This window comes from Arthrobacter sp. NPDC093139 (genome assembly GCF_044754165.1).
GTDB lineage: Bacteria > Actinomycetota > Actinomycetes > Actinomycetales > Micrococcaceae > Arthrobacter.
The window spans coordinates 41,788-63,962 of sequence record NZ_JBIVOO010000007.1; the positions used below are offsets into that span (position 1 = coordinate 41,788).

The window sequence follows — 22,175 nt, forward strand, 5'->3', positions numbered from 1 at the left end:
TCCTCCCGGAACGGAAATAGCTATGACCAATCAACAGACCCGCCCGTTCACCCTGTTCACCGGCCAGTGGGCCGACCTGCCCTTCGAGGAAGTCGCGCGGCTCGCGTCCGGCTGGGGCTACGACGGCCTCGAGATCGCCGTGTCCGGGGACCATCTGGACGCCTGGCGCTGGGACGAGCCCGGCTACGTCGAATCCAAACTCGCCGTGCTGGAAAAATACAACCTCAAAGTCTGGGCCATCTCGAACCACCTCAAGGGCCAGGCCGTCTGCGATGACCCGATCGACTTCCGCCACGAAGCGATCGTCGGCGCCAGGGTCTGGGGCGACGGGAACCCCGAAGGCGTCCGCCAGCGCGCCGCCGAGGAAATGAAACACACCGCCCGGCTCGCCAAGGCCCTGGGCGTGGACACCGTCGTCGGCTTCACCGGTTCCTCCATCTGGCAGTACGTCGCGATGTTCCCGCCCGTGCCGGAAAAGGTCATCGACGCCGGGTACCAGGACTTCGCGGACCGCTGGAACCCCATCCTGGACGTCTTTGACGAATGCGGCGTCCGCTTCGCCCACGAAGTCCACCCGAGTGAGATCGCCTACGACTACTGGACCACCGTCCGGACCCTGGAAGCCATCGGCCACCGGGAGGCGTTCGGCCTGAACTGGGACCCCTCCCACATGATGTGGCAGGGCATCGACCCCGTCTCCTTCATCTGGGACTTCAAGGACCGGATCTACCACGTGGACTGCAAGGACACCAAGCTGCGCATGACGGGCCGGAACACCGTCATGGGCTCGCACCTGCCCTGGGGCGACCCCCGCCGCGGCTGGGACTTCGTCTCCGCCGGACGCGGCGATGTCCCCTGGGAATCCTCCTTCCGCGCCCTCACCGCCATCGGCTACACCGGCCCCATCAGCATCGAATGGGAAGACGCCCGCATGGACCGCCTCCACGGCGCCCCCGAAGCCCTCGCCGCGCTCAAGAAGTTCGACTTCCCGGCCTCGCAGACCAGCTTCGACGCCGCCTTCAGCAGCAAGGATTAATTGTCGGGCATCAGAAAGACCACCATTGGGTCCCGTGTATGAGGAGTCGCCATGTGTACTCACGCCTATGACCAAGTTTGCCTTCAGGCGCCCCGGCTAGTCAGGGCAGCTGTCTCGCGAACCGATCGTGACTGCGTTCTCGAGTTTGAGTACAGCGGAGAGCTTCCATGCACGGGAACTTTCATCATGGGGATAGAGATGGTCCTCGGCGATCGCAGGGACGTGCGGCACTGCTGTATCGAATTCAGGGATGGCGCGCCAGCCGGAACCCTGACATACGATTTCAGCGCGCATTGGCAGGCGAACCACGGCCCGGCAAGTCCGGCGATGAGGCCAAACGTTGTACGAGGCCGATTTCCGTCCTGGTCTTTTCAGGATTGGACGCCGGGTGGGGCCAGCACCGCGTTCGCCGTTCAGAACGGGGCGACGACTGACTGCGGTGTGCCCGTAGATGAGGGCCTGTTAATCGTTGACGAGGGGTCAGACCGTCTCCACACGGAGGCCTGCTGAACGCAGCGACTTCAGCATCTGGGGGTTGATGCCGGTATCAGTGATAAGGAGGTCGATGTCGCCCAGATCTGCGTGTTTGCAGTTGCTGACCTTCCCGAACTTACTGTGATCGGCGAGAAGAATCCGGCGACGGGCGCTGGCGTGCATGAGCCGCTTGACGGCCGCTTCGGCCGCATCCTGAGTTGTGAGGCCCCGCTCGAGGGAGACGGCTGTGGTTCCGAGGAACGCTACGTCCACGTTGATTTCAGCAAGTGCCCGGGCTGCCCAGTCATCGACTTCCGCGGAGGTGACCGGGCGGACGCGTCCGCCAAGTGTGTAAACCGTCAGCAACGGCGCATCCATGAGGGTGATGGCGATTGACAGCGTGTTGGTGTAGACCCTCAGCGCACGGTCCCGCGGCAGGATTTCGGCCAGCTTCGCGGTCGTGGACCCCCCATCGATGAGTACTGAGCCGTCGGCGGGCAAGTGCTGGAGGGCCGCCCGGGCGATGAGCTCCTTCTCCTCGGAGAGGGCTGTTCTCGTTGCCAGGGGAGGTTCATAGGTCAGGCGCCCCACGGGGATCGCCCCACCGTGGACGCGGCGGAGCAATCCGAGTTGCTCGAGGGCTACAAAGTCCTTGCGGACGGTTTCGTTCGTGACCCCGAGTTCCAGAGCCATGTCGGCGGCATCGGCGCGGCCGTTCGTTCGGAGTGTGGCAAGGATGAATTCTCTTCTCTGGTCCGCGTAGGGCACGCGCGTGTCCGGACGCCCGTTGGCCTGTTCTGCGGCTGGGGTCATGGCTACCTCCTGTAAAGCGGCTTAGCTGGCCGGTTGACTCCTCCTAACGGTGTCATGAAATTCCTGCTGACGAGAATCTGGAATTACCGGGGCACGGTGACGTCGGCCAGCACGCCGGAATGCCTCCGTCAGATTCCGGTATGGGACCTGGCGGAGGCATTCACGGTGTTTGGGAAGGTAGGCGGTTATCCCAATTCCCCGGAACCGGCGGCGCGGGCCAGCGGGATCAGTTCGTCCCACAGCTCGGCCGGAATGTCCCACTCGGCGAGTTCGGCTGTCTGGGCAACGCGGCGGGGTTCGGACATCCCTACAATCGTGGACGCGACACGTGGGTCCCGGGTGGAGAACTGCAGCGCCGCGGCGGCCAGGGGCACATCGTGCGCCTTGCACAGCTGTTCCATTTTCCGGACCCGCTCCACGATCGCCGGGCTCGCCGGGCGGTAGCAGTAGTTCGGGACTGCGTCCGGACCTTTGACCAGCATGCCGCCGCCGAATGGGGCGGCATTGACGAATGCCACGCGGCGGGCCGCCGCGTCCTGGATCAGCGGCTCCGCCGTCTGGTCCACGAGGGTGTAGCGGTTGTGGCTGATGACGACGTCGAAGGCGTCGGTCGCCAGGTACTTCAGTTCGAGGTCGATGGGGCCGCCTGCAACACCCAGGTGTTCGATAACGCCTTGGTTCTTCAGGTCAATGAGGGCCTCTAGGGGACCTCCAGGCGCCGTTCCTTCTTCGAAGGTGATCTTTTCGGGGTCGTGAAAATAGACGAGTTGCAGTCTGTCCAGTCCGAGCCGTTCGAGGCTTTCCTCCACGGACTTGCGGACCCGGTCGCCGGAGAAGTCCGTGGTGCCGACGACGGGGTCGACTTTCGTGGCGAGGACAATGCCTGCCGGCAGGCCGCCCGCTTCTTTGATGGCTTCGCCAATCCGGCGTTCGCTGTCGCCGCCGTGCCCGTATTCATTGGAGGTGTCGACGAAGTTGAACGGTCCGTCGAACACTCGGCGGATGGTGGCTACCGCCGTCTCGTGGCTGACTTCATAGCCGTATTGTGTGGGGTGGCTGCCCAGGGCACTTGTTCCCACGCAGACTGGGGAGACGGATAGCCCGGTGCGTCCCAGGGTTCGCTTCTGCATATTGTCGTTCCTTCGAATCGGTTGTTATTTGGTTGGTTCCAGGCCGGTGACGGCACGCGCTGGTGTGAGCTGGTGGCCCGATGAGGTGTGGAGGCTCGGAACGGCCTGCCATGGTTGTGGCGTCGAGTTGAGGCTCCCTCCTGACCCAGCGGCTTCATGAATGAGGAGGGAGAGATAGTGGTCCTGGCAGGCGTCGGCCAGGGAGTAGCCCTGGGTGCGGTTTTCCGGCAGCGTGTTGTTGAGGCAGGTGGCCATGGCGATCTCCTCGTCTGAGAGCCGGGCGCCGCGGAAAGGGTTCACGTAGAGGATTTCCCCTGCGGCGCTGAGTGTGTCCAGATCGGCGCCTTCGAGGTTGCCGTTGATGCCGAGTTGGCGTCGTTCGATCGGTGCGCTGATGGGGTCGCCGTCGTCGTTTAACCAGGTGAGCCGGTTGCCGGTGAGTTCGGCGTGGCTGCCGCGGAGCTGGAAATGCCGTCCGCGCAGGGGATTGAACCACTGGGTCTCGGTGAAGTCGTAGAGCCCTGTTTTGGAGCCCGAACTTAGGAGCGCGAGTGTGGTGCGGACGTCGTCCAGTTTCTTGTGATCGGGTTTGCCCTGCCGGTCTGGTCCGTTGAGGAGCGGGGACTGCCGGGACATCGCCAGGATGTGTACGCGGTCGTGTCCTATGGCGAGCACCGACCGCAGGATGGCCATGGCGTGATAGTCGTGGGTCCAGGACGCGGTGGCGGAGCTGACTTCCCCGAACTTGCCGGCGTCGAGGAGGCGGCGGACTGCGCGGAAGAAGGGAAGATAGGGGTGCTGCTCGGCCACGTGGACCATGCCCGTGGACCCCACGTCGTGCCACAGCGCGAGCAGTGCGGGAAGGTCAGCGGCGGGCGGCGTTTCCGAAAGGACCGGAATGTTGAGGCCAATGAGTGCACGGACGACCTCCGGGTTGGCGTGCCGGGGGACGCACGTGACGGCGAGGTCCGGGTCCAGGCTCCGGGCTGCCTCTTGGAGGGTCCGGTATGTGGGTATGCCCCACTGCTGCTCCATGTACTCCCCGCCTTCTGATGTTCGCGTGACCGCACCGACGCAGGTGAAGAGGTGGGGAAGGCTTCGGGCTATGCGCAGGTAGAAGTCGGCGCGCCAGCCCCGGCCCACGATGATGAACCGTTGCGGTTCCCGGCCGGCGACGGCACTCATGCGCCGGGCACCAGTACGGCACGGCCATGCAGCTGGCCGTTCTTGAGCCGCTGCAGCACCTGATTGGCCTCGCTGAGCGGGAAGTCTTCATGGACAGCGTGGAGCTTGCCGTCCACTGCGAGGCTTAGTACGTCCGCCATGTCCTGGCGCGTACCCAGCACCGTTCCGACCACAGTTTTTTCGTCGCCGATGTCCATAACGCCCACGGACTGTGCCACGCCGAGCACCACGCGGCCGCCCGGCTTGATGACGCGCAGCGCTTCGGCAACGGCCCGGTCCGACGGGGCGAAGACGATGGCCGCGTCCTGGGACCCGTCCCGAAGCACCAGGCCTGCCTCGCTTCCGGCAGGCACATATGCGCCGTGTGCACCCAGCTGCTCGGCAAGGGTCCGGGCCTTCACGCTCCGGGAGACGGCGTTGACGTGGGCGCCGGTGAGCCCGGCCATCTGCAGCGCCAGGTGGCCGACGCCGCCGACGCCGAACACGGCCACGTTCTGTCCCGGCCGCAGCAGCGCCTTCTTCACCGCGCCGTAGGCGGTGATCCCCGGGCAGAACAGTGGCGCAGCCTCGGTATCGGACAGGGAATCGGGGATCTTGCAGGCGAAGGCGGCGTTCGCGAGCATGACTTCCGCGTAACCGCCGTCGCGTGTCTCTCCGGTGATCTGCCGCCGCCGGCAGCGCTGCTCATGACCGCCGATGCAGTGCCCGCACATGCCGCACGCGGACCAGATGGGCTGGACGCCGATCCGGTCGCCCACCGCGAGGTTGTCCACGCCGGGACCAACGGCCTTCACCCGGCCCACAACCTCATGGCCCGGGATGATAGGCAGCGCGGCGGGGGTGCCGGGCAGCCAGTCACCCTCGATCATGTGCAGGTTGGACCGGCAGACCCCGCAGGCGAGCACGCTGATCGCGACTTCACCGGGTCCGGGTACGGGTTCAGGGACCTCGCTGTAGTCCAGCGGATGGTTCTCGACGGGTCCGGGGGCACGGAGGACGGCGGCGTACATGCGTCTACCTTTCGGGTTTTGCAGGGATTGGTGATGGACTGCGGGCGTCCGGCCTGGGCCGGACGCCCGCAGTGGTTTCCCTCTTGCGGGGAGTTAGTTGCTCGACGGCGCCGTGAGGAGTCCGCGTTCCATGAGCTTTTCGATGTTCATGCCACGGCGCTTCGCCTCACGGGCAAGCCAGCCTTCGGCCGGCAGCTCGTTGAGGTACTGGTTCTTTTCGTAGATGGGCTGTTCGTAGATACCCGCATACATTTCGGTGCGCAGGTCCTTGAACCAGTTGGTCACGCCGTTGGCAGCCCGCGAGCGGCGGAGCGCCTCCAGGTCGATGACGCTGCTGACGAAGGAGTCGCCGGCGCTGACGCCTTCGTTCTTCACCAGGACCCGGCCCTTGTGGTCCACGATCATCGACTGGCCACCGAAGAGGTCGAAGAGGCTGCCGTCGTCGTTGCGCTGCGGGCCCAGGTTCGGAGCGACCACCACGACCTGGTTGAACATGGCGTGGGCGCGGTTCTGCAGCTCCCACATCCCCATGCCCACCTGCGGCTCGATCAGTGTGCCGCGGATGATGAGTTCGGCACCGTTCATCGCCAGGCCGCGGGAGGTCTCCGGGTAGGCGCCCTCGTGGCAGATGATGTAGCCAATGTTGCCGATCTCGGTCTTGGCGACCGGGAAGAAGGCATCCAGGAGGTTGCCGTTGCCGCGCTTCTGAATGAATTCGTCCCAGATGTCGTGCGGGTTGGTGGTGCCCAGGGCGCCGCCCTCGTACGCGTCCGAGGTGGACTTGTAACGCTTGTAGACCACGTCACCGTTGGGGTCGATGATGAAGGCCACGTTGAAGAGGTGGCCCGGGAAGTCGTCGTCGCGGACAAGGTAGAGCTCAGCGGCGATGTAGGTGTTGAGCTCGCGGGCCTTCTGGCCGAGGATCTCGGTCTCCGGTCCGGGGATGGTCATGGCGAAGGCTTCGTGGGCTTCGCGGTTGCCGGCTTTGAAGTCCGGCAGCATGCCCTGAATTGCCATTTCCGGCAGGACAACAAGCTTGACGGGTGCGCCGTCGGTGGCCGCCACCATGACGGCCGGGTCCATGAAGTCGCAGATCCGTTTGGTGTTCTCGATGGCGTCTTCGCGCTTCTTGATGGTGTGGACGGTGTTGGACAATGCCACGATGGCATACGGGTCAACCATTTGTTATTTCTCTTTCTTTATCGCGTCGTCGCCTGGGGTTTCAGGTAGACGAGGTGTTCTTTCGGGGGTTTAGTGTTCCGGTACGGGCCCGGTCAGACCTTGTCGAGGATGCGGTCGGCGCTGAGATACGCCAGCGCCTGCAGGGTCTGGGTCGGGTTGTAGCCGGACAGCGTGGGAAACTGGCCGCCACCGACGACGAACAGGCCCTTGCATTCATGGGACTCGCCGTAGATGTCGACGACGGAATCGGCTGGGTTCTCGCCCATCCGGTGAGTTCCCACCTCGTGCGTGGACAGGTGGTATGCCGGGGGCGTCGGTTCGGACCAGAACTGGGTGGCGCCCATTTCCTCGGCGATGGCGCGCTTGACCTTCTCGAAGTACTTAAGGGCGGCCAGGTCATGCTCGGACCAGTCGTGCGTGATGCGCAGCGCCGGCTGGCCGAACTTGTCCTTCACCACCGGATCGAGGTCGCAGTAGTACTTCCTGGACGGGAAGCTGGGAACCTGGTTGTGGATGCCCATCAGGCGACGGTAGTTCTCGGAGAACCAGTCCTTGAAGCCCTGACCCCAGCGGCGCATGCCGGGCGGGAGGTTGTGGGCGGCTTCAATGGGCTGGAGGTCGCCGGGAATGCTGGTCAGGACGGATCCCCACAGCACCCCTTCGTCGTTGTCCGGCACGCCGTCGCAGTTCAGATCGTCCACGACGCTGGCGGCGACGAGGGGTGCCATGAAGGGATTGCTGAACTCTGGCAGGACCACGCTGCACCAGCCGAAGCTGTGTGTCATGAAGTTCTGGCCCACCTGGCCGCTGGCGTTGATGCCGGAGGCGAGCAGCAGACGGCTGTTCTCCAAGGCGTAGCAGGCCACCACCACGAGGCTGGACTGCACCTCGTGGACGTTGCCGTCGGCGTCGAAGTAGGAGACTCCGGTGATCCGGCGGCCGGAAGGGTCGCGGTCTAGCCGGAAGGCCCGTGAGTTGGAACGGATTTCCAGGTTGCCCGTCTGCAGGGCCGCCTCGACGGAGGTGATGCGGCTGGACTGCTTGGCGTTGACGTGGCACAGGAAGCCGTGGCAGAAACCGCAGTATTCGCAGCCCTTTAGCGACTTGTAGTCTGTGGAAGCCACCGCAGCCGGCTGCTGGAAGGGGCGGTACCCGAGGCGCTGGCAGGCCGCTTTAAACCTGTCGTCGGCCGGCGCCGTGCGCAGCGGGGGCATCGGGAAGCCGCGCTCCCGGGGGGATTCGTAGGGGTTACCCTCCGGGTCCGGCGCGCCCTTGACGTTTCCCGCCCGGCCCGAGACGCCCAGTTCCCATTCGACGCGGTCGTAGTAGGGTTCCAGGTCGCTGTAGCCGATGGGCCAGTCCACCATGGTGGAATCCTCGTCCAGGGCGTCGGCACCGTAGCGCTCCTCGATGAGGGATTTCATGCGGAAGTCGGCGTCGCGGTGGCGCCAGGAAGCACCGCCCCAGTGCAGGGTTCCGCCGCCGGGACCAATGGAGGGCGGCAAGTGCAGGGGTTCGCTGTTCCCGCGTACCCCGGCTGCCCAGGGGAGCAGCCGTGCGGTGGACTTTTCGTCCGGCCGCCAAGTGACGGGGTCGGTTGCCAGCTGGGGGACGAGGGAGCCGCGGGAGTAGTACTTGACTTCGTCCTGCTTGAAGGTGAATTCCTCGGTGGTGTGCACGGGTCCCTTGTCGAGGGCAAGCACCCGGATTCCGGCCTTGGTCAGCTGCTCGGCGATGATGCCTCCGGATGCTCCCAGCCCGACGACGATGGCCTCTGCAGTCTCAGGCATCTGCTCGCCTCAACTCTCTGCGTAGATCTTCAAGTGTCTTGATGGGGATGGTTTTGGAATCGAAGCCGGGCCGCATTTGTTCGGCGTTGTAGCCCCATTGGGCCCCTGGGAAGCCGACCAGCTGCCAGCCCAGGGCCTCGTGATTGCCGCCGTAGTGGGGGTCGCAGAACATGCCTTGGATCGTGTGTTCCCAGACGAGGGCGAAGAACGTGGCCAGGAGGCCCTCATCTTCGGGGCCCTCCGGGGCTCCAGTGGATTCAGCGGCTCCGCTGGCTTCGATGCGTTCCAGCACCTCGTCTTTGCGTTCGTCGGACAGCTCCGCGAACCGTTGGCCGTACAGCTCGGAACTGAGGCCGTTCAGGGCCTCCACTCCGTCTCGGTAGCAGCGGCGCAGGGCCTCGTCCTCGTCCGCCGTCGTCCTGTCGATGTAGGTGATGACCTTGGTTTCCCGGGCGCCGGGTTTTCCGTCGCCGCTGGGAAAGATGCGCGCGCAGATGGCGTCCACGGTTTCGGCTTCCGCCTCCGTGAAGAACCGCCACCGGGTCAGCGTGGCCTCGTTAGTGGCGGACATCCGCTTCCTCCTTGTCCTTTGCCGGTGCAGCGCCGAGCGGCGTCGCTTGAGTAGTGGGCTTGCCCGTGTAGCGCTGCTGGAAGATGAGTTTTCGAAGGGCGCCGGGCAGCTTGTTGCCCACGCCGCTGGTGAACAGGACGGCCAGCAGGATCACGGCCCCTTTGACCACCAGCTGGGGTTGGGCCTGAATGCCGAGAAGGTCCATGATGTTCAGGATCACCGCGATGATCAGGCCTCCCAGGACGGCGCTGACAGGGTCGCCGGTGCCGCCGAAAAGGGACGCCCCGCCCACAACGACGGCGGCAATTGCGTTGAGCTCGTAGCCCTCGCCAATGATCGCGCTGCCCTCGGTCAGCTGTGCGGCGATCATCACCCCGCCCAGGCCGGCCAGGAGGGAGGAGAGGAAGTAGGCGCCGATGATGTCCCGCTTGATGGGGAGTCCGGACAGCCTGGCGGCTTCCGGGTTGCCTCCCAGTGCGAAGAGCCGGCGGCCGAAGCGGGTCTGGGACATGACGACGGCGAAGACGATGGTCACCAGCAGGGCGATCATGACCGGCGCGGGCATGGGACCCACGCTGGCGGTGAAGGCCGCAAGGAAGCCTTGGTCCTCGATCGCGACCTGCCGCCCCGTCTGCAGCATGTATGCCACACCGCGGGCGATGCTCATCATCGCCAGCGTCACGATGAACGGGGTGATGCCGCCGTAGACGATCATCAGGCCGTTGAAGACCCCGATCAGGCCGGCGGTCAGCAGTGCAAGAAGGAGGGCGACGGGCCAGGGCGTGCCCTGCTGAAGGGCCAGCCCCGCTATCACCGACGACACTGCTGCGACGGCCCCTACCGAGAGGTCGATGCCGCCGGTGACGATCACGAGGTACTGTCCGACGGCGAGGACGGACACCACAGAAGCGGTGATCAGGACCGATATGAGGTTTCGTGAGGTCATGAAGTGCTGGGAGAGTGCGCTGCCGACGAGAAGGACGATGGCGCCGACGGCCAGCAGGTATCCCTTGGAGCCGAGCGAAGCGACGAACGTGCGGAGCGAAGTGAGGGCGGACGGCAGGCTTTGGGCAAGCCTTCGTGCCGGCGGTATTGGGGTGGTGTTGGTTGCCACGGGTTTGAACTCCATTGTTTTGGTTATCGGGACGGTCAGTTGAAGCGGTCGAGGATCGCGGCCTCCCCGCGCTGCTCAATCTCGCTGCGGCTCACGGCGCCGGCGGTCCGGCCCCGGCTAAGGATGAGCACCCGGTCGCACATCAGGGCCTCATCGATTTCGGACGTGATCAGGATGATGCTGCCACCCTGGTCCGCGAACGTGCGGATGAGTTCGTAGATCTCAAGTTTTGCCCCCACGTCCACGCCCCGGGTGGGTTCGACGATGATCAGCGTGCTGACGCCGCTGACCAGCCACTTCGCAAGGGCAACCTTTTGCTGGTTGCCGCCGCTGAGGTTTCCCACCGCTTCGCCGACGTGTGCGGTCTTGATGGCAAGGGCGTCACGCATGCGCACTGCTGCCTTCTGTTCTTTGGCCTTGTTCAGGAAATTCCCGGGCGAGAACCGCGGCAGAGAGGCCATGGTGATGTTCCGTGTGATGGACATGGTCAGGATCAGCCCCTGCGTCTTGCGTTCCTCGGGGAGCAAGCCGATACCCAGGGCGATCGAGTGGGCGGGATCCTGCCGACGCCGCTCCCGGCCGTTGACCAGAAACTCCTCGTGCTGGGACTTTTCAGCTCCGAACAAAGCCGCGGCAAGCTGGCTTTGGCCATTGCCGGAAAGGCCGGCTATGCCGAGCACCTCGCCTTTGTGAAGGTCCAGGTCCACCCCGTGCAGGTCGTGGCCATCACGGAGGCCACGGACTGACAGCACCACCTCGCCCTCGGTCCGGCCGGTGCCGAGCCTGGGCATGTCTCCGGGCCCCACCTGAAGCTTTGCTGACCGCTCCGGGCTCACCCCGCCGAGCATGGACTGCAGGATGGCATCGTGCTGCTTTTCGTCGCCGTCGTGAAGCGCCACGCGTTGGCCGTCCCGGAAGACGGAGATTCTGTCACAGATTGCGTACATCTCGTCGAAGTGGTGCGAAATGTAGATGATGGCCAGGCCCAGCTTCTTTAGCTCGTTCAGCAGGTCGAACAGTTGGTTCACGTCGTGACGCGGCAGGGTGGCCGTGGGTTCGTCCAGGATCAGGACCCGGGCGTCCCGGGTCAGGGCCTTGGCGATTTCCACGGCCTGCCGGTGGGCGATCGGCAGCGATGCCACGCTGGCACGGACGTCGATGTCGAACCCGAGGCGTAGCAGCTGTTCACGGGCCTGGGTGCGAACCCTGGACCAATGGATGGTGCCGACGGCGGTGCGCGGCAGTTCTCCAACGTAGATGTTCTCCGCCACAGAGAGGTGCGGGACCAGGCTGAGTTCCTGGTGAACGGTCATGATCCGCGCCCGCTGGGCCGCCTGCGGGTTATCCAGCGTGACGGCCTCACCGTCGATCAGGACTTTGCCGGAATCAGGCCTTTCCACGCCGGAGAGGATTCTCACCAGGGTGGATTTTCCGGCGCCGTTCTGTCCGGCGATGCCGTGGATTTCTCCGGGCATCACTTCCAAATTGATGCCGGCGAGGGCCTGGGTTCCCGGGTATGCCTTGGACACTCCCGATACCGCGATCAGGGGGCGCAGGTCGAGCCCAACGGATGCAGTCATGATGGTCCCGCCTACTCGGCGCCAGCGAAGGCGAGGTCGTCGCTGATGTACTGGCCGGCGTTCTCGGGGGTCACAGCCAGAGCGGGCAGTATCCGGGTTGCCGGGGTGCCCTCACACTCGCCGGTGGGTGTGCCGGTCACGGCGGCGATGGCTTCGTCCACGGCGTAGGCCGCCTGGAGCGCCGGCTGGTTCAGGCCGTCTGCAACCACGGGGGAGGAGGGATCCTTGGCCATGGACTTGATAACCTCCATGCCGCCGTCAAACCCGGCCAGGATGACCTCGGTCTTACCCTTCTGGTCCATGCGGCCCGCGCCCTTGAGTGCCTCAATCACCGCCGGCATTACGACGTCGGTCTGGTTGAAGACGACGTCAAGGTCCGGGTTTCCGGCCAGCACGTTGCGCATCGCGGTCAGGGTCTTGTCCGGCAGGGCTTCGCCGTAGTTGTTGGGGATCCGCTTGGTCTTCACCGTCGGGTGCTGCTCCATGTACTTGTTCCAGCCGGCCATGAACCCGTTTTCACGGCTTTCGGTGACGAGCTCCTGGGGGAACAGCGCCTGGATGTAGAGGTTGATGGTGGAGTTTTTACCCTTCCTGGCGACGGCGGCCGCCGCGGCTTTCGCTCCCACCAGCTCGGCGGTCGCTTCGCCGTCGTCGTGCACGTTGCAGGCGACCTTCTTGGCGAGCTCCTCCGAAACACGGTCGTTGACGACGATGACCGGAATGCCGGCGGCCTTGGCAGCCTCTATGCCGCCGGCGACGTTGCGGTCGCCCACCGGCTCGATGATGATCGCCTTGGCGCCCTTGTTGATGAAGGTCCTCATCTGCTGGATCTGGGTTTGGGCGCTGCCCTGGGCATCGACGGCTTCCATCGTCCAGCCCTTGGCGGTTCCGGACTTGACGGCGCCGTCGGACATGGTGCTCAACCAGGCGTTTCCGGCGATGAACCGCATGGAAATGCCGATCAGCCCTTTGTCCTCTGGAGACGTGGTGGCCGGGGCGGAACCGCCGCAGGCCGTGAGGCCGAGAAGAGTGGCAGCAGAGAGAGACGAGATAAGTGCGAGCCGCGCTGTTCGCTTGGTAACCATGGTTCTCCTTTGAAATTGGGTTGCGTGTAGCCAGGCAAGGGCCTTGGGGCCCGAGGTTGTGGTGGTGCTGGCGGGCGGAGGGGCGGGCTTAGATCAGGCTCCCCGCCGGTTGGCCCGCTGCGGTGCAGGGTTCCTTGAGGGCTCGGTTCCGGTCGAGATCGTCGCGGATGTCCACTTTTATCCGTGGCCCACCACCGCGGTAAAGAGTGCCCTCGTGTTGGACGGCCGCAGCCGCCCACGTCAAGCCCTCCCGGAGGGCGCGGGGTCCGTTTGCGCCGCCGGCGAGGAAGCCGGCAAGCAGTGCATCCCCGGCGCCGACGGCGCTGACGACGCGGTCCACCCGTGCCTGGCCGAAATAGCAGCCGGAATCGTCGAGGAGGATTGCTCCGTCGGATCCGAGGCTTGCCAGGACGGCCCGGGCTCCCCGGTGTCGAAGTTCCTCGGCGGCGTCGACGACGTCCCCCAGGGTCTCCAACGACCGTCCGGTGAGCTCCGCGAGCTCGCCGGCATTGGGCTTGACCAGGTCGGGCCCGTACGGAAGGACGTTCCGCAAGGGTTCCCCCGAAGTGTCGACGGCAACGCGGGCGGTCCGTCCGTGAGCCCCCTCCACCAAGTCGATGTACAGCCGTTCCACCGCTCCATCCGGCAGCGTCCCGCACAGGACAAGCCAGTCATCGGCGCCGACCTGGTCCAAGGCAGCCCGGATCAGCGATGCGGCCTCCGCATCGTCCAAACTGGGACCCACCTCGTTGATCTTGGTGACAGTCGCATTGGGTTCCACCAGGCTGACATTGCTGCGGATCTCCTGTGCGATCGGCACCGCGACATGCGGGACGCCCAGGTCGGACAGCATTCCGGTCATTTGCACCCCGGTAAAGCCGCCGGCGGGCAGGACTGTGACGACGTCGATGGCGTTGGCATGCAGCGCGACGGCGACGTTAACCCCCTTGCCGCTCGGCTCGCTGTAACTCCGGTGGCTGCGGACAATGTCCCCGTGCGGCAGCCGGTCGATGGACATGGTGCGATCCATGCTGGGATTCGGTGAAACGGTCACAATCATGCCAGTTCCACCTCCACCCCTGCCGCCTGGACGGCTTTGAGCTCGCGGCCGTCAAGGCCGGAGTCGGTGATGAGGAGGTCGATGTCGGCAAGGTCGGCGTGTTTGCAGTTGCTCACGCACCCGAATTTGCTGTGATCCGCCAACAGGACGCGCCGCCGGGCGCTTTCCAGCATCAACTTCTTCACTGCGGCTTCCGCCGGATCCGGAGTGGTAAGCCCCCTGTCTACCGAAATCGCGTTCGCTCCGAGGAAGGCAATGTCAACGTTGATCTCGGATAGTGACCGGGATGCCCAGTCGTCCACTTCGGCCTCCGTCAATGGACGGACCCGTCCGCCCAGCGTGTGAACCGTCAGCAACGGCCTGTCCAGGAGGCCAATGGCGATACTGAGTGTGTTCGTGTACACGGTTAACTCCTTGTCATGCGGGAACATCGCGGCCAGCCTGCCTGTGGTGGATCCCGCATCGAGCAGCACCGAACTGCCGGTGGGCAGGTGCCGCAGCGCTGCCTTGGCGATACGGGTCTTTTCGTCAATGAAGCCTGTCCGCATCGAGACGGCTGGCTCGTAGGTCAGGCGACCCACGGGTACGGCTCCGCCGTGAACCCGGCGCAGGAGGCCCAGCTGGTCCAGGGCCATGAGGTCCTTGCGCACGGTTTCACCGGTGACGCCCAGCTCCTCTGCGATCGAGGCCGCGTCGGCGCGGCCTTCGGCGCGGAGGCGCTCAAGGATGAGTCCGCGCCGCTGCTCCGGGAATGGAACCCGGGAATCGGAGCGCGGCTCATTGCGGCCGGGGACGGCGTGCATCACAGGGCCCCTTCCGGTTGGAGGGCGGTATTTGAGGATGGGCGCGGGCCCGCGCCGGAGGGAAAATCTGCAGCAGATCCGTAGATCCCCGCAGCGAGGCCTCCGAAAAAGGCGGCGCCGCGTGCACCCGATTCCTTGGCCGGTGACACCGTGAGGGCGCCGAACACTCTTTCCTTGCTCTGCAGGAGTCCGCTGCTGCGGGACCAGCCGCCGGTCACCACCATCCGGGACGGGGAGCCTGCCGCCCGGGTCATCAGGGAGTGAATTTCCACGGCCTGCCGGGTGACGGCATCCAGCGCGGCCCGCCAGATGTCTGCCTGGCTCGTTGCCCCGGTGACGCCGTGAAGCGAAAGTCCCTGCCCGGCGTCGATCGTGGCATGAAGCGGACCGACGCCGTGGGAGGGATCGGCGTCAAGGCGTGCGATGTCGGCGCTGTCGAGGCCGAGCATTTTCAACGCGTTCTGGAGGACCAGCCCGGCCTGTGTGCCGCCGAGCAGTGCCCATTTGTCCTCAAAGACGGACCAGCCTGCAGTAATTCCGGCGGATGTCAGCTCGAGCAGGGCCGGTTCCGAAAGGGCTGGTTCAATGACGCGCACCAGGGCCTCGGCAGTTCCACAGGAGTCAAGGACATCGCCGGGCAGGTAAGCCCCCGCACCGGCGACCGCCGCCTGGTGGTCATGTCCCGCCACCGTGATGGCGGCCCCGGTGAGGCGGCTTATCCCCGCTTCGGCGCTCACAGCACCCAGGTTGGTCCCGGCCACCACCAGTTCCGGCATGAGGGCCCGGCTGGCCCCCGACCATTCCAGGGGTTCGGTCCACCAGTTGCGGGAAGCGAGGTCCAGCCAGCCGGTACGCGAAGCCAGGGAGAGCTCGGAGACGGGGGCTCCGCCCAGCGAAAAGGCCATCCACTCCGCGATGTTAAGGCGCGCGGTCGCCCCCCGGGTCTCCGGCACATGGGTCAGGAGCCAGCGGTGTTTGGTCAGGGACCACTGTTCCCGCATTGGCAGGCCCGTTCGGACGGAGAACGCGTCCTCGGAAATGGCAGCGCGCAGGCTCTCCAGTTCGGCAAGATCCCGCCGGTCATGCCAGGCGATCACCGGGCCCACGGCTTTGCCGTCCGGGCCGGTCAGCACGCCCGATTCACCCATGCTGGTGATGCCGATGGAAGCCACCGCACCGTCCGGTGCCGTGGCGAGTGCACAGGTGAGGGCGGAGGCCGCGGCCTCGAGAAGCTCGGCGGCCTCCAGCTGAACCCCCAATGGCGAAACAGACCACGGTGTAGCGGCCCGGCCCTCGGCGAGGGCGGCGCCGTGCTCGTCAATGACCACGGCCTTGACCGCCGTCGTGCCGATGTCGAGTCCTACGAGAAGCACCGGTTCACCCCTGCCTGTTGGTTGATTGGAAGATATTGGATATTGTTGTATTTCATTGGAGATGTTGTCAAGCTCACATCTGAAAGCTGCTGATTACAAGGTTGGCGGCTCCAACCAAACGCAACGGAGATTTCATATGACATTGGCACACACGGGGGAGCTCATGCGCGACGCGGTCGGAAGCGGCGTCGGGCTGGCAGCCTTCAACGTCATCAGCCTTGAGCACGGGGAAGCCATCATTGAGGCCGCCGAGCAAACGGAACTGCCTGCCGTGCTGCAGATCAGCGAAAACTGCATCAAGTTCCACCGCGGCCGGCTCAAGCCGCTCGTGAGCGGGCTGGCGGCGCTGGCAGAGTCCTCCCATGCCCGCGTGTCGCTGCACCTGGACCACATCGAGGACGAGCGAATTCTCCGCGAGGCGGCCGGAACTGCCATCACGTCCGTCATGTTTGATGGCTCCCGCCTAGGGTTCCAGGACAACATCGCCGCGACGCGCGGCGCAGCCAGGTGGGCCCATCTGCGCGGATGGCACGTCGAGGCCGAGCTCGGAGAAATCGGCGGAAAGAACGGTGCCCACGCCCCCGGAGTGCGCACCGACCCCGTCGAAGCCGCCAGGTTTGCCGCCGATACCGGGGTGGATTCGTTGGCAGTCGCCGTCGGCAGTTCCCATGCCATGACGGCACAGACGGCCCGGCTGGATCACGACCTCATCGCCCGGATCAAAAATGCAGTGGCCGTGCCACTGGTCCTCCACGGGTCCTCAGGCGTGCCCGACGACGACGTGGTCCTTGCCGTTGCGTCAGGAATGGTGAAGATCAATCTGGGGACCATCCTGAACGTCGCATTCACGGGTGCGGTCCGCTCCGCGCTGGCTGCCCCGGATATCGTTGATCCCCGCGCCTACCTCGCCCCAGCACGGGTGGAAACCGCGGCAGTCGCTGCCAGGTTGTTGCGGGTCGTGGCCACGCGGCCGGTGGCTGCCCCGTGAACGCCGGGGACTACAGAATTTCCGCAGCCGGCTACAGCGCGGCGGTGACGCAAGACGGGGCCGCCGTGCGCATGCTCACCCATGAGGGCCGTGACCTGCTTGTCCCGTTCGCTCCCGGTGAGCCGATTCCTGACTACCGGGGCGCCATCGTCGCGCCCTGGCCCAACCGCATTCCTGACGGCCGCTACATTTTCGGGGGAGTTGAGCTTACGGTTCCCATCAACGAGCCCTCCAGGGCGGCGGCGCTACACGGCCTGGTTTCCCACGTTCCCTGGACCGTTCTCTACCATGAACGATCACGCCTGGGACTGCGGCACGTACTGCGCCCGAGCAAGGGCTACCCCTTCGAGTTGCTGGTCGATGTCAGCTACGTTGTGGACGAGTCAGGTTTTCACACCACCGTCGCCGCCACGAACACCGGGGAACACGCTGCCCCCTACGGGACCTGCCCCCATCCGTACCTCATGGCCGGGCCATCCGCCCTGGATACATGGTCACTGGAACTGGACGCAGGCACCTTCCTCGACGTCACGCCGGACAAACTCATTCCGCTCCAACGTACCTCCGTGGACGGCACACCATTCGATTACCGCCGCCCCCAACGGCTCGGTAAGACGGCAATAGACCACGCCTTCACCGATCTCCGTACCATCCCTGGCGAGGACGAAGTACGCCTACAGCTACGGGATCCCTGCGGTACCGGAGTCGCAATGACTTGGGGACAGGCTTGCCCATGGGTCCAGCTTCACACCGCGGACCATGAGATACCCGAACGGCACCGCATCGGGCTGGCAGTGGAACCCATGACCTGCCCTCCCAACGCGTTCAACACGGGTGAAGACCTCGTGACGTTGCTCCCAGGAACGACCCACAATGCCGGCTGGACCGTTCATGCACTGTGACGCAGCGACCAGCACTCTTCCAGCCAGGACTGGACTCAGATCGACACCAAAGTGAAAGCTATCGAATCGACTCAGGCGGTTATGTTATGAACGAAATCATCAGCCATCAACTATCGGGCAAGACTGCTTTCATCACGGGAGCGAGCGGAGGCATTGGTGCGGCCGTCGCCAATGCCCTGTCCAGGTCGGGAGCCGCTGTCTCCATGGTGTCGCGGTCGGGACTGGGTCCCAGTCTTCCCAACAGCTTGACGGCGGTGGCCGATGTCCGGGACTGCGAGGCGTTGCAGGACGCCGCCGAAAGGACGGCGGAGCACTTTGGTGGCATCGACATCGTCGTCGCTAACGCCGGGGTGGGGTCCTGGGCACCCTTCAGCGAGACCCCCGACAGCGACGTTCAGGAAATGACGGACGTCAACGTGACGGGCCTCTTCAACACGGTGCATGCCACTCTTCCTTACCTGCAAAAAAGAGGCGCAGGGGACATCGTCACTGTTGCATCCGAAGCAGGCCGTCGCGGGCTGCCCGACGAAGCCGTATATGTTGCCACGAAGTTCGCTCAAGTCGGATTCACACGCTCATTGGACCACGAACTCAGGGCCAGCGGCATCCGGTGCACCAATGTCTGCCCGGGAGGGGTTGCGAGTAACTTTGGGATGGGGCGGGGCCTGCGCCTTCCCGGCATGCCGGAACTGGAAAACATGATGACCCCCGACGACGTGGCCGAGGTAGTCCTGTTCGCACTAACCCGCCCGCGGCATCTGAGGATCCTCGAGGTCGCCTTCCGCCACATGTCCGAACAATCCTGGGGATAGCAGGGCTGTGAGCTCCGGTCTAGCGGAAGGAATTGCCGTTCATCTGACCAACCAGGAGGAATATGTGAAGACCCAAAATGGGGACTGCCCCCAGTTTTGTTGACTCCTTGACCCAGCATCTTGTGCTCGTGGAAGGATGTTGACCATGCCACGGCTTATGGGCGCTGTTGGAAATCCAAAACGCTCTGCCTCTGACCTTGTTGTGCTGAAGCTTCGGGCTGATAAACCTGTCGCCTGGTCGTTCGAAAATGGCGCACCGGCCTGGGAACCTGCCGTTGGTTGCCCATTCCCAGCCGCTCCATGCCCAGGGGGCAGTACGGAATCCAATCCGCCATGCCCGGCTAACCGCAGCCCTCAATGTCAGCTGCTCAAAATTCACCCGTCGGCCTGCTGCCGCGAATGCTCTGGCGGCGGCAAGGACCGCCTGTGCTGCGTCTTCGACCTGACCTTCGCCCAGCAGTCGCGCCGGCGGCACGTCGTCCGTTGGGGATTCATGCCTCGGAGCAGCTCACCGGTCAAGGCGGGGCGGCGGAACTTCCCCTGACCCTCTGAGGATCAGTTCACAGGGGACGACGTAAGTTCGCGGTTCCTGTCGGTCTCCGTTGATACGGGCCAGAATGCGTTCTGCGGCTACCCTGCCGATACGTTCGGGGTGTTGGGCGACGACCGTTATGCCGGGGTTCATCATGTCCGAGAGGTTGAAGTCGCCGAAACCGACCAGGGCTACAGCCCGGTTCAGCTCCAGCTCCTGCAAGGCCCGCATGACACCGAAGGTCACCAGAATCTGTGCAGAGAAAATGGCCGTCGGCGGTTCAGCGCCCGTGAGTAACTCTCTTGCCGCCATCCGTGCTGATTCCTCACTGCGTAGTCCTTCCAGGAAGGGAACGGTGTCGGTCGAAATACCTGCGCGGCCCAACTCATCAATGAAGCCGCGGCGCCGCTCCCGGGCGGTCTGGATATCCGTGCGGCCACCTAGGTAGGCGAGTTTGGTGTGGCCTTGGGAAATGAGGTGAGCGGCGGCCTTGGCCGCGGCTGCGGCGTTATCGCTAACCACTGCATCGGCGTCGATACCGACCGGTTCCCTGTCGCTGAAGACCATCGGAAGGTCCCTGGAATGTTCCGGCAGGTACCCCTGACTTTTTGCGACCGGGATCAGAACCAGTCCATCCACACGCCTCCGAAGAAACGCTTTGACCAGCGCCTCTTCACGTGCAGCGTCATCACCCAGGCTCGCCGCGAGGACCGCCATGCCGTGACTGGTCAGGACATCCCCCAGGGCCCGGTGGATCTGCCCATGGAACGGGTTGGCAACGCTGGGAAGCAGCAGCCCGATGGACTGTGTCTGTCGGCCGGCCCGGCGGAGGCTTTGGGCTGCCATGTCCAGCTGGTAGTTCAGTGCCCTCGCCGCCGCCAGCACTTTCCGGCGCGTGGCTTCAGAAACACCAGGTTCGTCATTAATTACTCGGGAAACCGTTTTGATTCCCACGCCGGCCAAAGCAGCCACGTCACGCATCTTCGGCCTGGCTACTCCCACCGCATCGGAATGCGAGCTGACGCCGTCCTTAGTAGTCTCACTTGCCTCGGCCATTCGCTCTGCCGTCTGGATCACCTCAATTCATTTTGCTTGTCGGGTCGCTGAATGCGTCGCTGCTGAGCTCCGTCGTCCGTGCTCTAACGGGCCGGGCCGTGACCAGGAGATGGCTGACGCCTGATTGCATAATCCTGATTGCACAGCAGGGAGGGTCTCGGAGTTCCTGCGGAGACAGATCCCTCAACAGGGCGTCCGAGCCCGGAATTACAACACTGGGCTCCGGAGAATGGCGGCGATGTCTGTGCGAATTATGTTGGCCGCTGCCATGTCCCAAGCCCATCTGTCGGCCCTCAGGCCTGATGGACCGTGGGTGCAGTCTCCAGTTGGTCGGCTACTTGCTGCCAGCCGTCGCTGAACATACCGTATGCGGTTTTGATCTCGACGCCGACGGGAAGTTCGGGGCATTCGTTTTCTCCGTTGGTTCCCCAGTTGACCCAGCCTGATTGGCGGCGCTGGACGATCTGGAAGGCTCCCGAGGGTTCGGAGGTCCACCACACCATGGCTCTGTCGAGTTCTGAATGGAATTCCGCGGTCTTGGAGGCCGGCCCGGGAAAGATGGTTTCGTGCGGCAGGGCGGAAACGTCGATGGGGCCGTCTGTAATTGTCCACTGCCGGTCGGGGAGATCCGCGAGCACGTGTGAGCTTGCCCTGACCCGGGCGAGGCGGTCGCGGATTTCCGCCTCGTCCAGAGCACCTTCCCACCTGCAGAACAGGCGCCAGTACAAGTCCCAGTGGGCGGCTTCGATATTGCCGGTGAGCTGGCGGCGGAAATCCTGGAACTTGGGCGTGCTCGAGGGGGAGGTGGTGATGGTTTCATCGACCATTTTTGCGAGTTCAGCAGCGTAGGGGTCCCCGGCGCGGTACCGTGTGCCGCCGTATGCTTCAAAACGGTTGAAGACCACCTCGCCCTGGCCGGCTTCAAATTCGTCGCCGACGGTGATCTTGTTGGTTATTGAGCGGCCGTTGATGACTGTCTGGAAGTCATCCAGGCGATAGCGGCGGGTGAAGTAGGGTGTGCCGTGGGTGAATTTCCAGTCGATGGAAAACTTCTTGCCTTTGAGCTCCTCAAGGAGGCCGTCGGGGACAGTGCCGTGCATCCGGTAGTGGTGCAGGATCGGACCGTGTTCGATGGTTTCGATTTCGACGGTGGTGTGCTCGGGCGGGTTGATGAGGCCGTTCTCGGGGGTGAAGAAGGGTCCGTAGAACCCGCCGATGGCGTTGTTGCCTGAGGGCAGCAGGTCGATGCCTTCTTTCAGGGTGGCGAAGTGACGCAGTCCCCACTTTGAGGAGCCGGTGCCTTCGGCGGTGCCCGAGCACATTTCGAGGTCGAAGTATCCCGTGTCGAGGCGGACGAAGGCGTCGGATTCGACGGGTTCCCGTTCGGTGATTCCGTCGACGTGGCCGGTGACCGGTGCGGTCAGGGCGAGTTCCACGCTTCCTTCAAAGGTCACGACGGTGATGAAGGTGGTTTTGCCCGGTGCGGGCTGGTTGCGGAGCCGCTGGCAGATGAGAGTCTCTCCGGCGCTGGTGGTTGCCGTCCAGAGGTTTTCGGTCAATTCGGCGTCGACGGTGAAGGTCACGGGTTCGTTGATCCGTCGGCCGGGAAGCGTGTCCGTGATGGTGATGGTGGGCAATGCCACGGGTCTTTTCCTCTCAAGTTATTGGCGTTGGGGTAC

19 protein-coding genes are annotated in these 22,175 nt (G+C 64.5%); 4 read left to right on the plus strand and 15 right to left on the minus strand.

Features of this window, described 5'->3' with window-relative positions; all coding sequences use genetic code 11:
* Positions 1–22 precede the first annotated feature (22 nt).
* Complete coding sequence (locus ACIP90_RS12580) at positions 23–1,036, plus strand: sugar phosphate isomerase/epimerase family protein (RefSeq protein ID WP_400579655.1); 1,014 nt, start codon at positions 23–25, stop codon at positions 1,034–1,036.
* 480 nt (positions 1,037–1,516) lie between these two features.
* Here ACIP90_RS12580 and ACIP90_RS12585 read toward each other — a convergent pair whose 3' ends face one another.
* The 13 genes from ACIP90_RS12585 to ACIP90_RS12645 form a co-directional block, all read right to left on the minus strand.
* Positions 1,517–2,323 carry a DeoR/GlpR family DNA-binding transcription regulator gene (locus tag ACIP90_RS12585; protein WP_400579656.1) on the minus strand — a complete coding sequence of 269 codons (807 nt, stop codon included), beginning with the start codon at positions 2,321–2,323 and terminating at the stop codon, positions 1,517–1,519.
* 185 nt (positions 2,324–2,508) lie between these two features.
* Complete coding sequence (locus tag ACIP90_RS12590; RefSeq protein WP_400579657.1) at positions 2,509–3,453, minus strand: aldo/keto reductase; 945 nt, start codon at positions 3,451–3,453, stop codon at positions 2,509–2,511.
* Between the two features lie 24 nt (positions 3,454–3,477).
* Positions 3,478–4,638 carry a Gfo/Idh/MocA family oxidoreductase gene (locus ACIP90_RS12595; protein ID WP_400579658.1) on the minus strand — a complete coding sequence of 387 codons (1,161 nt, stop codon included), beginning with the start codon at positions 4,636–4,638 and terminating at the stop codon, positions 3,478–3,480.
* Positions 4,635–5,648 carry an alcohol dehydrogenase catalytic domain-containing protein gene (locus ACIP90_RS12600; RefSeq protein ID WP_400579659.1) on the minus strand — a complete coding sequence of 338 codons (1,014 nt, stop codon included), beginning with the start codon at positions 5,646–5,648 and terminating at the stop codon, positions 4,635–4,637. Before ACIP90_RS12600 ends, ACIP90_RS12595 begins: the two co-directional genes overlap by 4 nt.
* Positions 5,649–5,741: 93 nt before the next feature.
* A complete protein-coding gene (locus tag ACIP90_RS12605; RefSeq protein WP_400579660.1) occupies positions 5,742–6,830 on the minus strand; it encodes a nitrilase-related carbon-nitrogen hydrolase in 1,089 nt (362 codons plus the stop codon).
* Positions 6,831–6,922: 92 nt separating this feature from the next.
* Positions 6,923–8,620 (minus strand): GMC family oxidoreductase, encoded by a 1,698-nt coding sequence (locus ACIP90_RS12610; RefSeq protein WP_400579661.1) that lies wholly within the window; start codon positions 8,618–8,620, stop codon positions 6,923–6,925.
* The gene (locus ACIP90_RS12615) at positions 8,613–9,191 is read right to left on the minus strand and encodes a gluconate 2-dehydrogenase subunit 3 family protein (protein ID WP_400579662.1); all 579 of its coding nucleotides are present in this window, start codon (positions 9,189–9,191) and stop codon (positions 8,613–8,615) included. Before ACIP90_RS12615 ends, ACIP90_RS12610 begins: the two co-directional genes overlap by 8 nt.
* A complete protein-coding gene (locus tag ACIP90_RS12620; RefSeq protein ID WP_400579663.1) occupies positions 9,178–10,305 on the minus strand; it encodes an ABC transporter permease in 1,128 nt (375 codons plus the stop codon). Before ACIP90_RS12620 ends, ACIP90_RS12615 begins: the two co-directional genes overlap by 14 nt.
* A gap of 35 nt (positions 10,306–10,340) precedes the next feature.
* Positions 10,341–11,885: a sugar ABC transporter ATP-binding protein gene (locus ACIP90_RS12625; RefSeq protein ID WP_400579664.1), complete on the minus strand. Its 1,545-nt coding sequence runs from the start codon at positions 11,883–11,885 to the stop codon at positions 10,341–10,343.
* An 11-nt stretch (positions 11,886–11,896) separates the two neighbouring features.
* A complete protein-coding gene (locus tag ACIP90_RS12630; protein WP_400579665.1) occupies positions 11,897–12,970 on the minus strand; it encodes a sugar ABC transporter substrate-binding protein in 1,074 nt (357 codons plus the stop codon).
* Positions 12,971–13,058: 88 nt separating this feature from the next.
* On the minus strand, positions 13,059–14,030 hold the full coding sequence (locus ACIP90_RS12635; RefSeq protein WP_400579666.1) for a 1-phosphofructokinase family hexose kinase: 972 nt from the start codon (positions 14,028–14,030) through the stop codon (positions 13,059–13,061).
* Positions 14,027–14,833: a DeoR/GlpR family DNA-binding transcription regulator gene (locus tag ACIP90_RS12640; protein WP_400579667.1), complete on the minus strand. Its 807-nt coding sequence runs from the start codon at positions 14,831–14,833 to the stop codon at positions 14,027–14,029. Before ACIP90_RS12640 ends, ACIP90_RS12635 begins: the two co-directional genes overlap by 4 nt.
* Positions 14,833–16,206: an L-fuculokinase gene (locus ACIP90_RS12645; protein WP_400579668.1), complete on the minus strand. Its 1,374-nt coding sequence runs from the start codon at positions 16,204–16,206 to the stop codon at positions 14,833–14,835. The genes ACIP90_RS12640 and ACIP90_RS12645 overlap by 1 nt, the downstream gene beginning before the upstream one ends.
* Before the next feature lie 136 nt (positions 16,207–16,342).
* On the opposite strand from ACIP90_RS12645, the gene ACIP90_RS12650 reads away from it, so the two are divergent.
* From ACIP90_RS12650 to ACIP90_RS12660, 3 genes are all read left to right on the plus strand, one after another.
* On the plus strand, positions 16,343–17,194 hold the full coding sequence (locus tag ACIP90_RS12650) for a class II fructose-bisphosphate aldolase (protein ID WP_400579669.1): 852 nt from the start codon (positions 16,343–16,345) through the stop codon (positions 17,192–17,194).
* Positions 17,191–18,096, plus strand: coding sequence for an aldose 1-epimerase family protein (locus ACIP90_RS12655; protein ID WP_400579670.1), 906 nt, complete (start codon positions 17,191–17,193; stop codon positions 18,094–18,096). Before ACIP90_RS12650 ends, ACIP90_RS12655 begins: the two co-directional genes overlap by 4 nt.
* 86 nt (positions 18,097–18,182) lie before the next feature.
* A complete protein-coding gene (locus ACIP90_RS12660) occupies positions 18,183–18,908 on the plus strand; it encodes an SDR family oxidoreductase (protein ID WP_400579671.1) in 726 nt (241 codons plus the stop codon).
* A gap of 508 nt (positions 18,909–19,416) precedes the next feature.
* Here the strand turns inward: ACIP90_RS12660 and ACIP90_RS12665 are convergent.
* Both ACIP90_RS12665 and ACIP90_RS12670 read right to left on the minus strand, forming a co-directional pair.
* Positions 19,417–20,421: a LacI family DNA-binding transcriptional regulator gene (locus ACIP90_RS12665; RefSeq protein ID WP_400579791.1), complete on the minus strand. Its 1,005-nt coding sequence runs from the start codon at positions 20,419–20,421 to the stop codon at positions 19,417–19,419.
* 368 nt (positions 20,422–20,789) lie between these two features.
* Positions 20,790–22,139 carry a hypothetical protein gene (locus tag ACIP90_RS12670; protein ID WP_400579672.1) on the minus strand — a complete coding sequence of 450 codons (1,350 nt, stop codon included), beginning with the start codon at positions 22,137–22,139 and terminating at the stop codon, positions 20,790–20,792.
* Positions 22,140–22,175: the final 36 nt, after the last annotated feature.

Excerpts from the sequence above, each read along its gene's own strand:
- ACIP90_RS12580 (WP_400579655.1), top strand. The coding sequence starts at position 23 with ATGACCAATCAACAGACCCGCCCGTTCACCCTGTTCACCGGCCAGTGG.
- ACIP90_RS12585 (WP_400579656.1), bottom strand. The coding sequence starts at position 2,323 with ATGACCCCAGCCGCAGAACAGGCCAACGGGCGTCCGGACACGCGCGTG.
- ACIP90_RS12590 (WP_400579657.1), bottom strand. The coding sequence starts at position 3,453 with ATGCAGAAGCGAACCCTGGGACGCACCGGGCTATCCGTCTCCCCAGTC.
- ACIP90_RS12595 (WP_400579658.1), bottom strand. The coding sequence starts at position 4,638 with ATGAGTGCCGTCGCCGGCCGGGAACCGCAACGGTTCATCATCGTGGGC.
- ACIP90_RS12600 (WP_400579659.1), bottom strand. The coding sequence starts at position 5,648 with ATGTACGCCGCCGTCCTCCGTGCCCCCGGACCCGTCGAGAACCATCCG.
- ACIP90_RS12605 (WP_400579660.1), bottom strand. The coding sequence starts at position 6,830 with ATGGTTGACCCGTATGCCATCGTGGCATTGTCCAACACCGTCCACACC.
- ACIP90_RS12610 (WP_400579661.1), bottom strand. The coding sequence starts at position 8,620 with ATGCCTGAGACTGCAGAGGCCATCGTCGTCGGGCTGGGAGCATCCGGA.
- ACIP90_RS12615 (WP_400579662.1), bottom strand. The coding sequence starts at position 9,191 with ATGTCCGCCACTAACGAGGCCACGCTGACCCGGTGGCGGTTCTTCACG.
- ACIP90_RS12625 (WP_400579664.1), bottom strand. The coding sequence starts at position 11,885 with ATGACTGCATCCGTTGGGCTCGACCTGCGCCCCCTGATCGCGGTATCG.
- ACIP90_RS12630 (WP_400579665.1), bottom strand. The coding sequence starts at position 12,970 with ATGGTTACCAAGCGAACAGCGCGGCTCGCACTTATCTCGTCTCTCTCT.
- ACIP90_RS12635 (WP_400579666.1), bottom strand. The coding sequence starts at position 14,030 with ATGATTGTGACCGTTTCACCGAATCCCAGCATGGATCGCACCATGTCC.
- ACIP90_RS12640 (WP_400579667.1), bottom strand. The coding sequence starts at position 14,833 with ATGCACGCCGTCCCCGGCCGCAATGAGCCGCGCTCCGATTCCCGGGTT.
- ACIP90_RS12650 (WP_400579669.1), top strand. The coding sequence starts at position 16,343 with ATGACATTGGCACACACGGGGGAGCTCATGCGCGACGCGGTCGGAAGC.
- ACIP90_RS12660 (WP_400579671.1), top strand. The coding sequence starts at position 18,183 with ATGAACGAAATCATCAGCCATCAACTATCGGGCAAGACTGCTTTCATC.
- ACIP90_RS12665 (WP_400579791.1), bottom strand. The coding sequence starts at position 20,421 with ATGCGTGACGTGGCTGCTTTGGCCGGCGTGGGAATCAAAACGGTTTCC.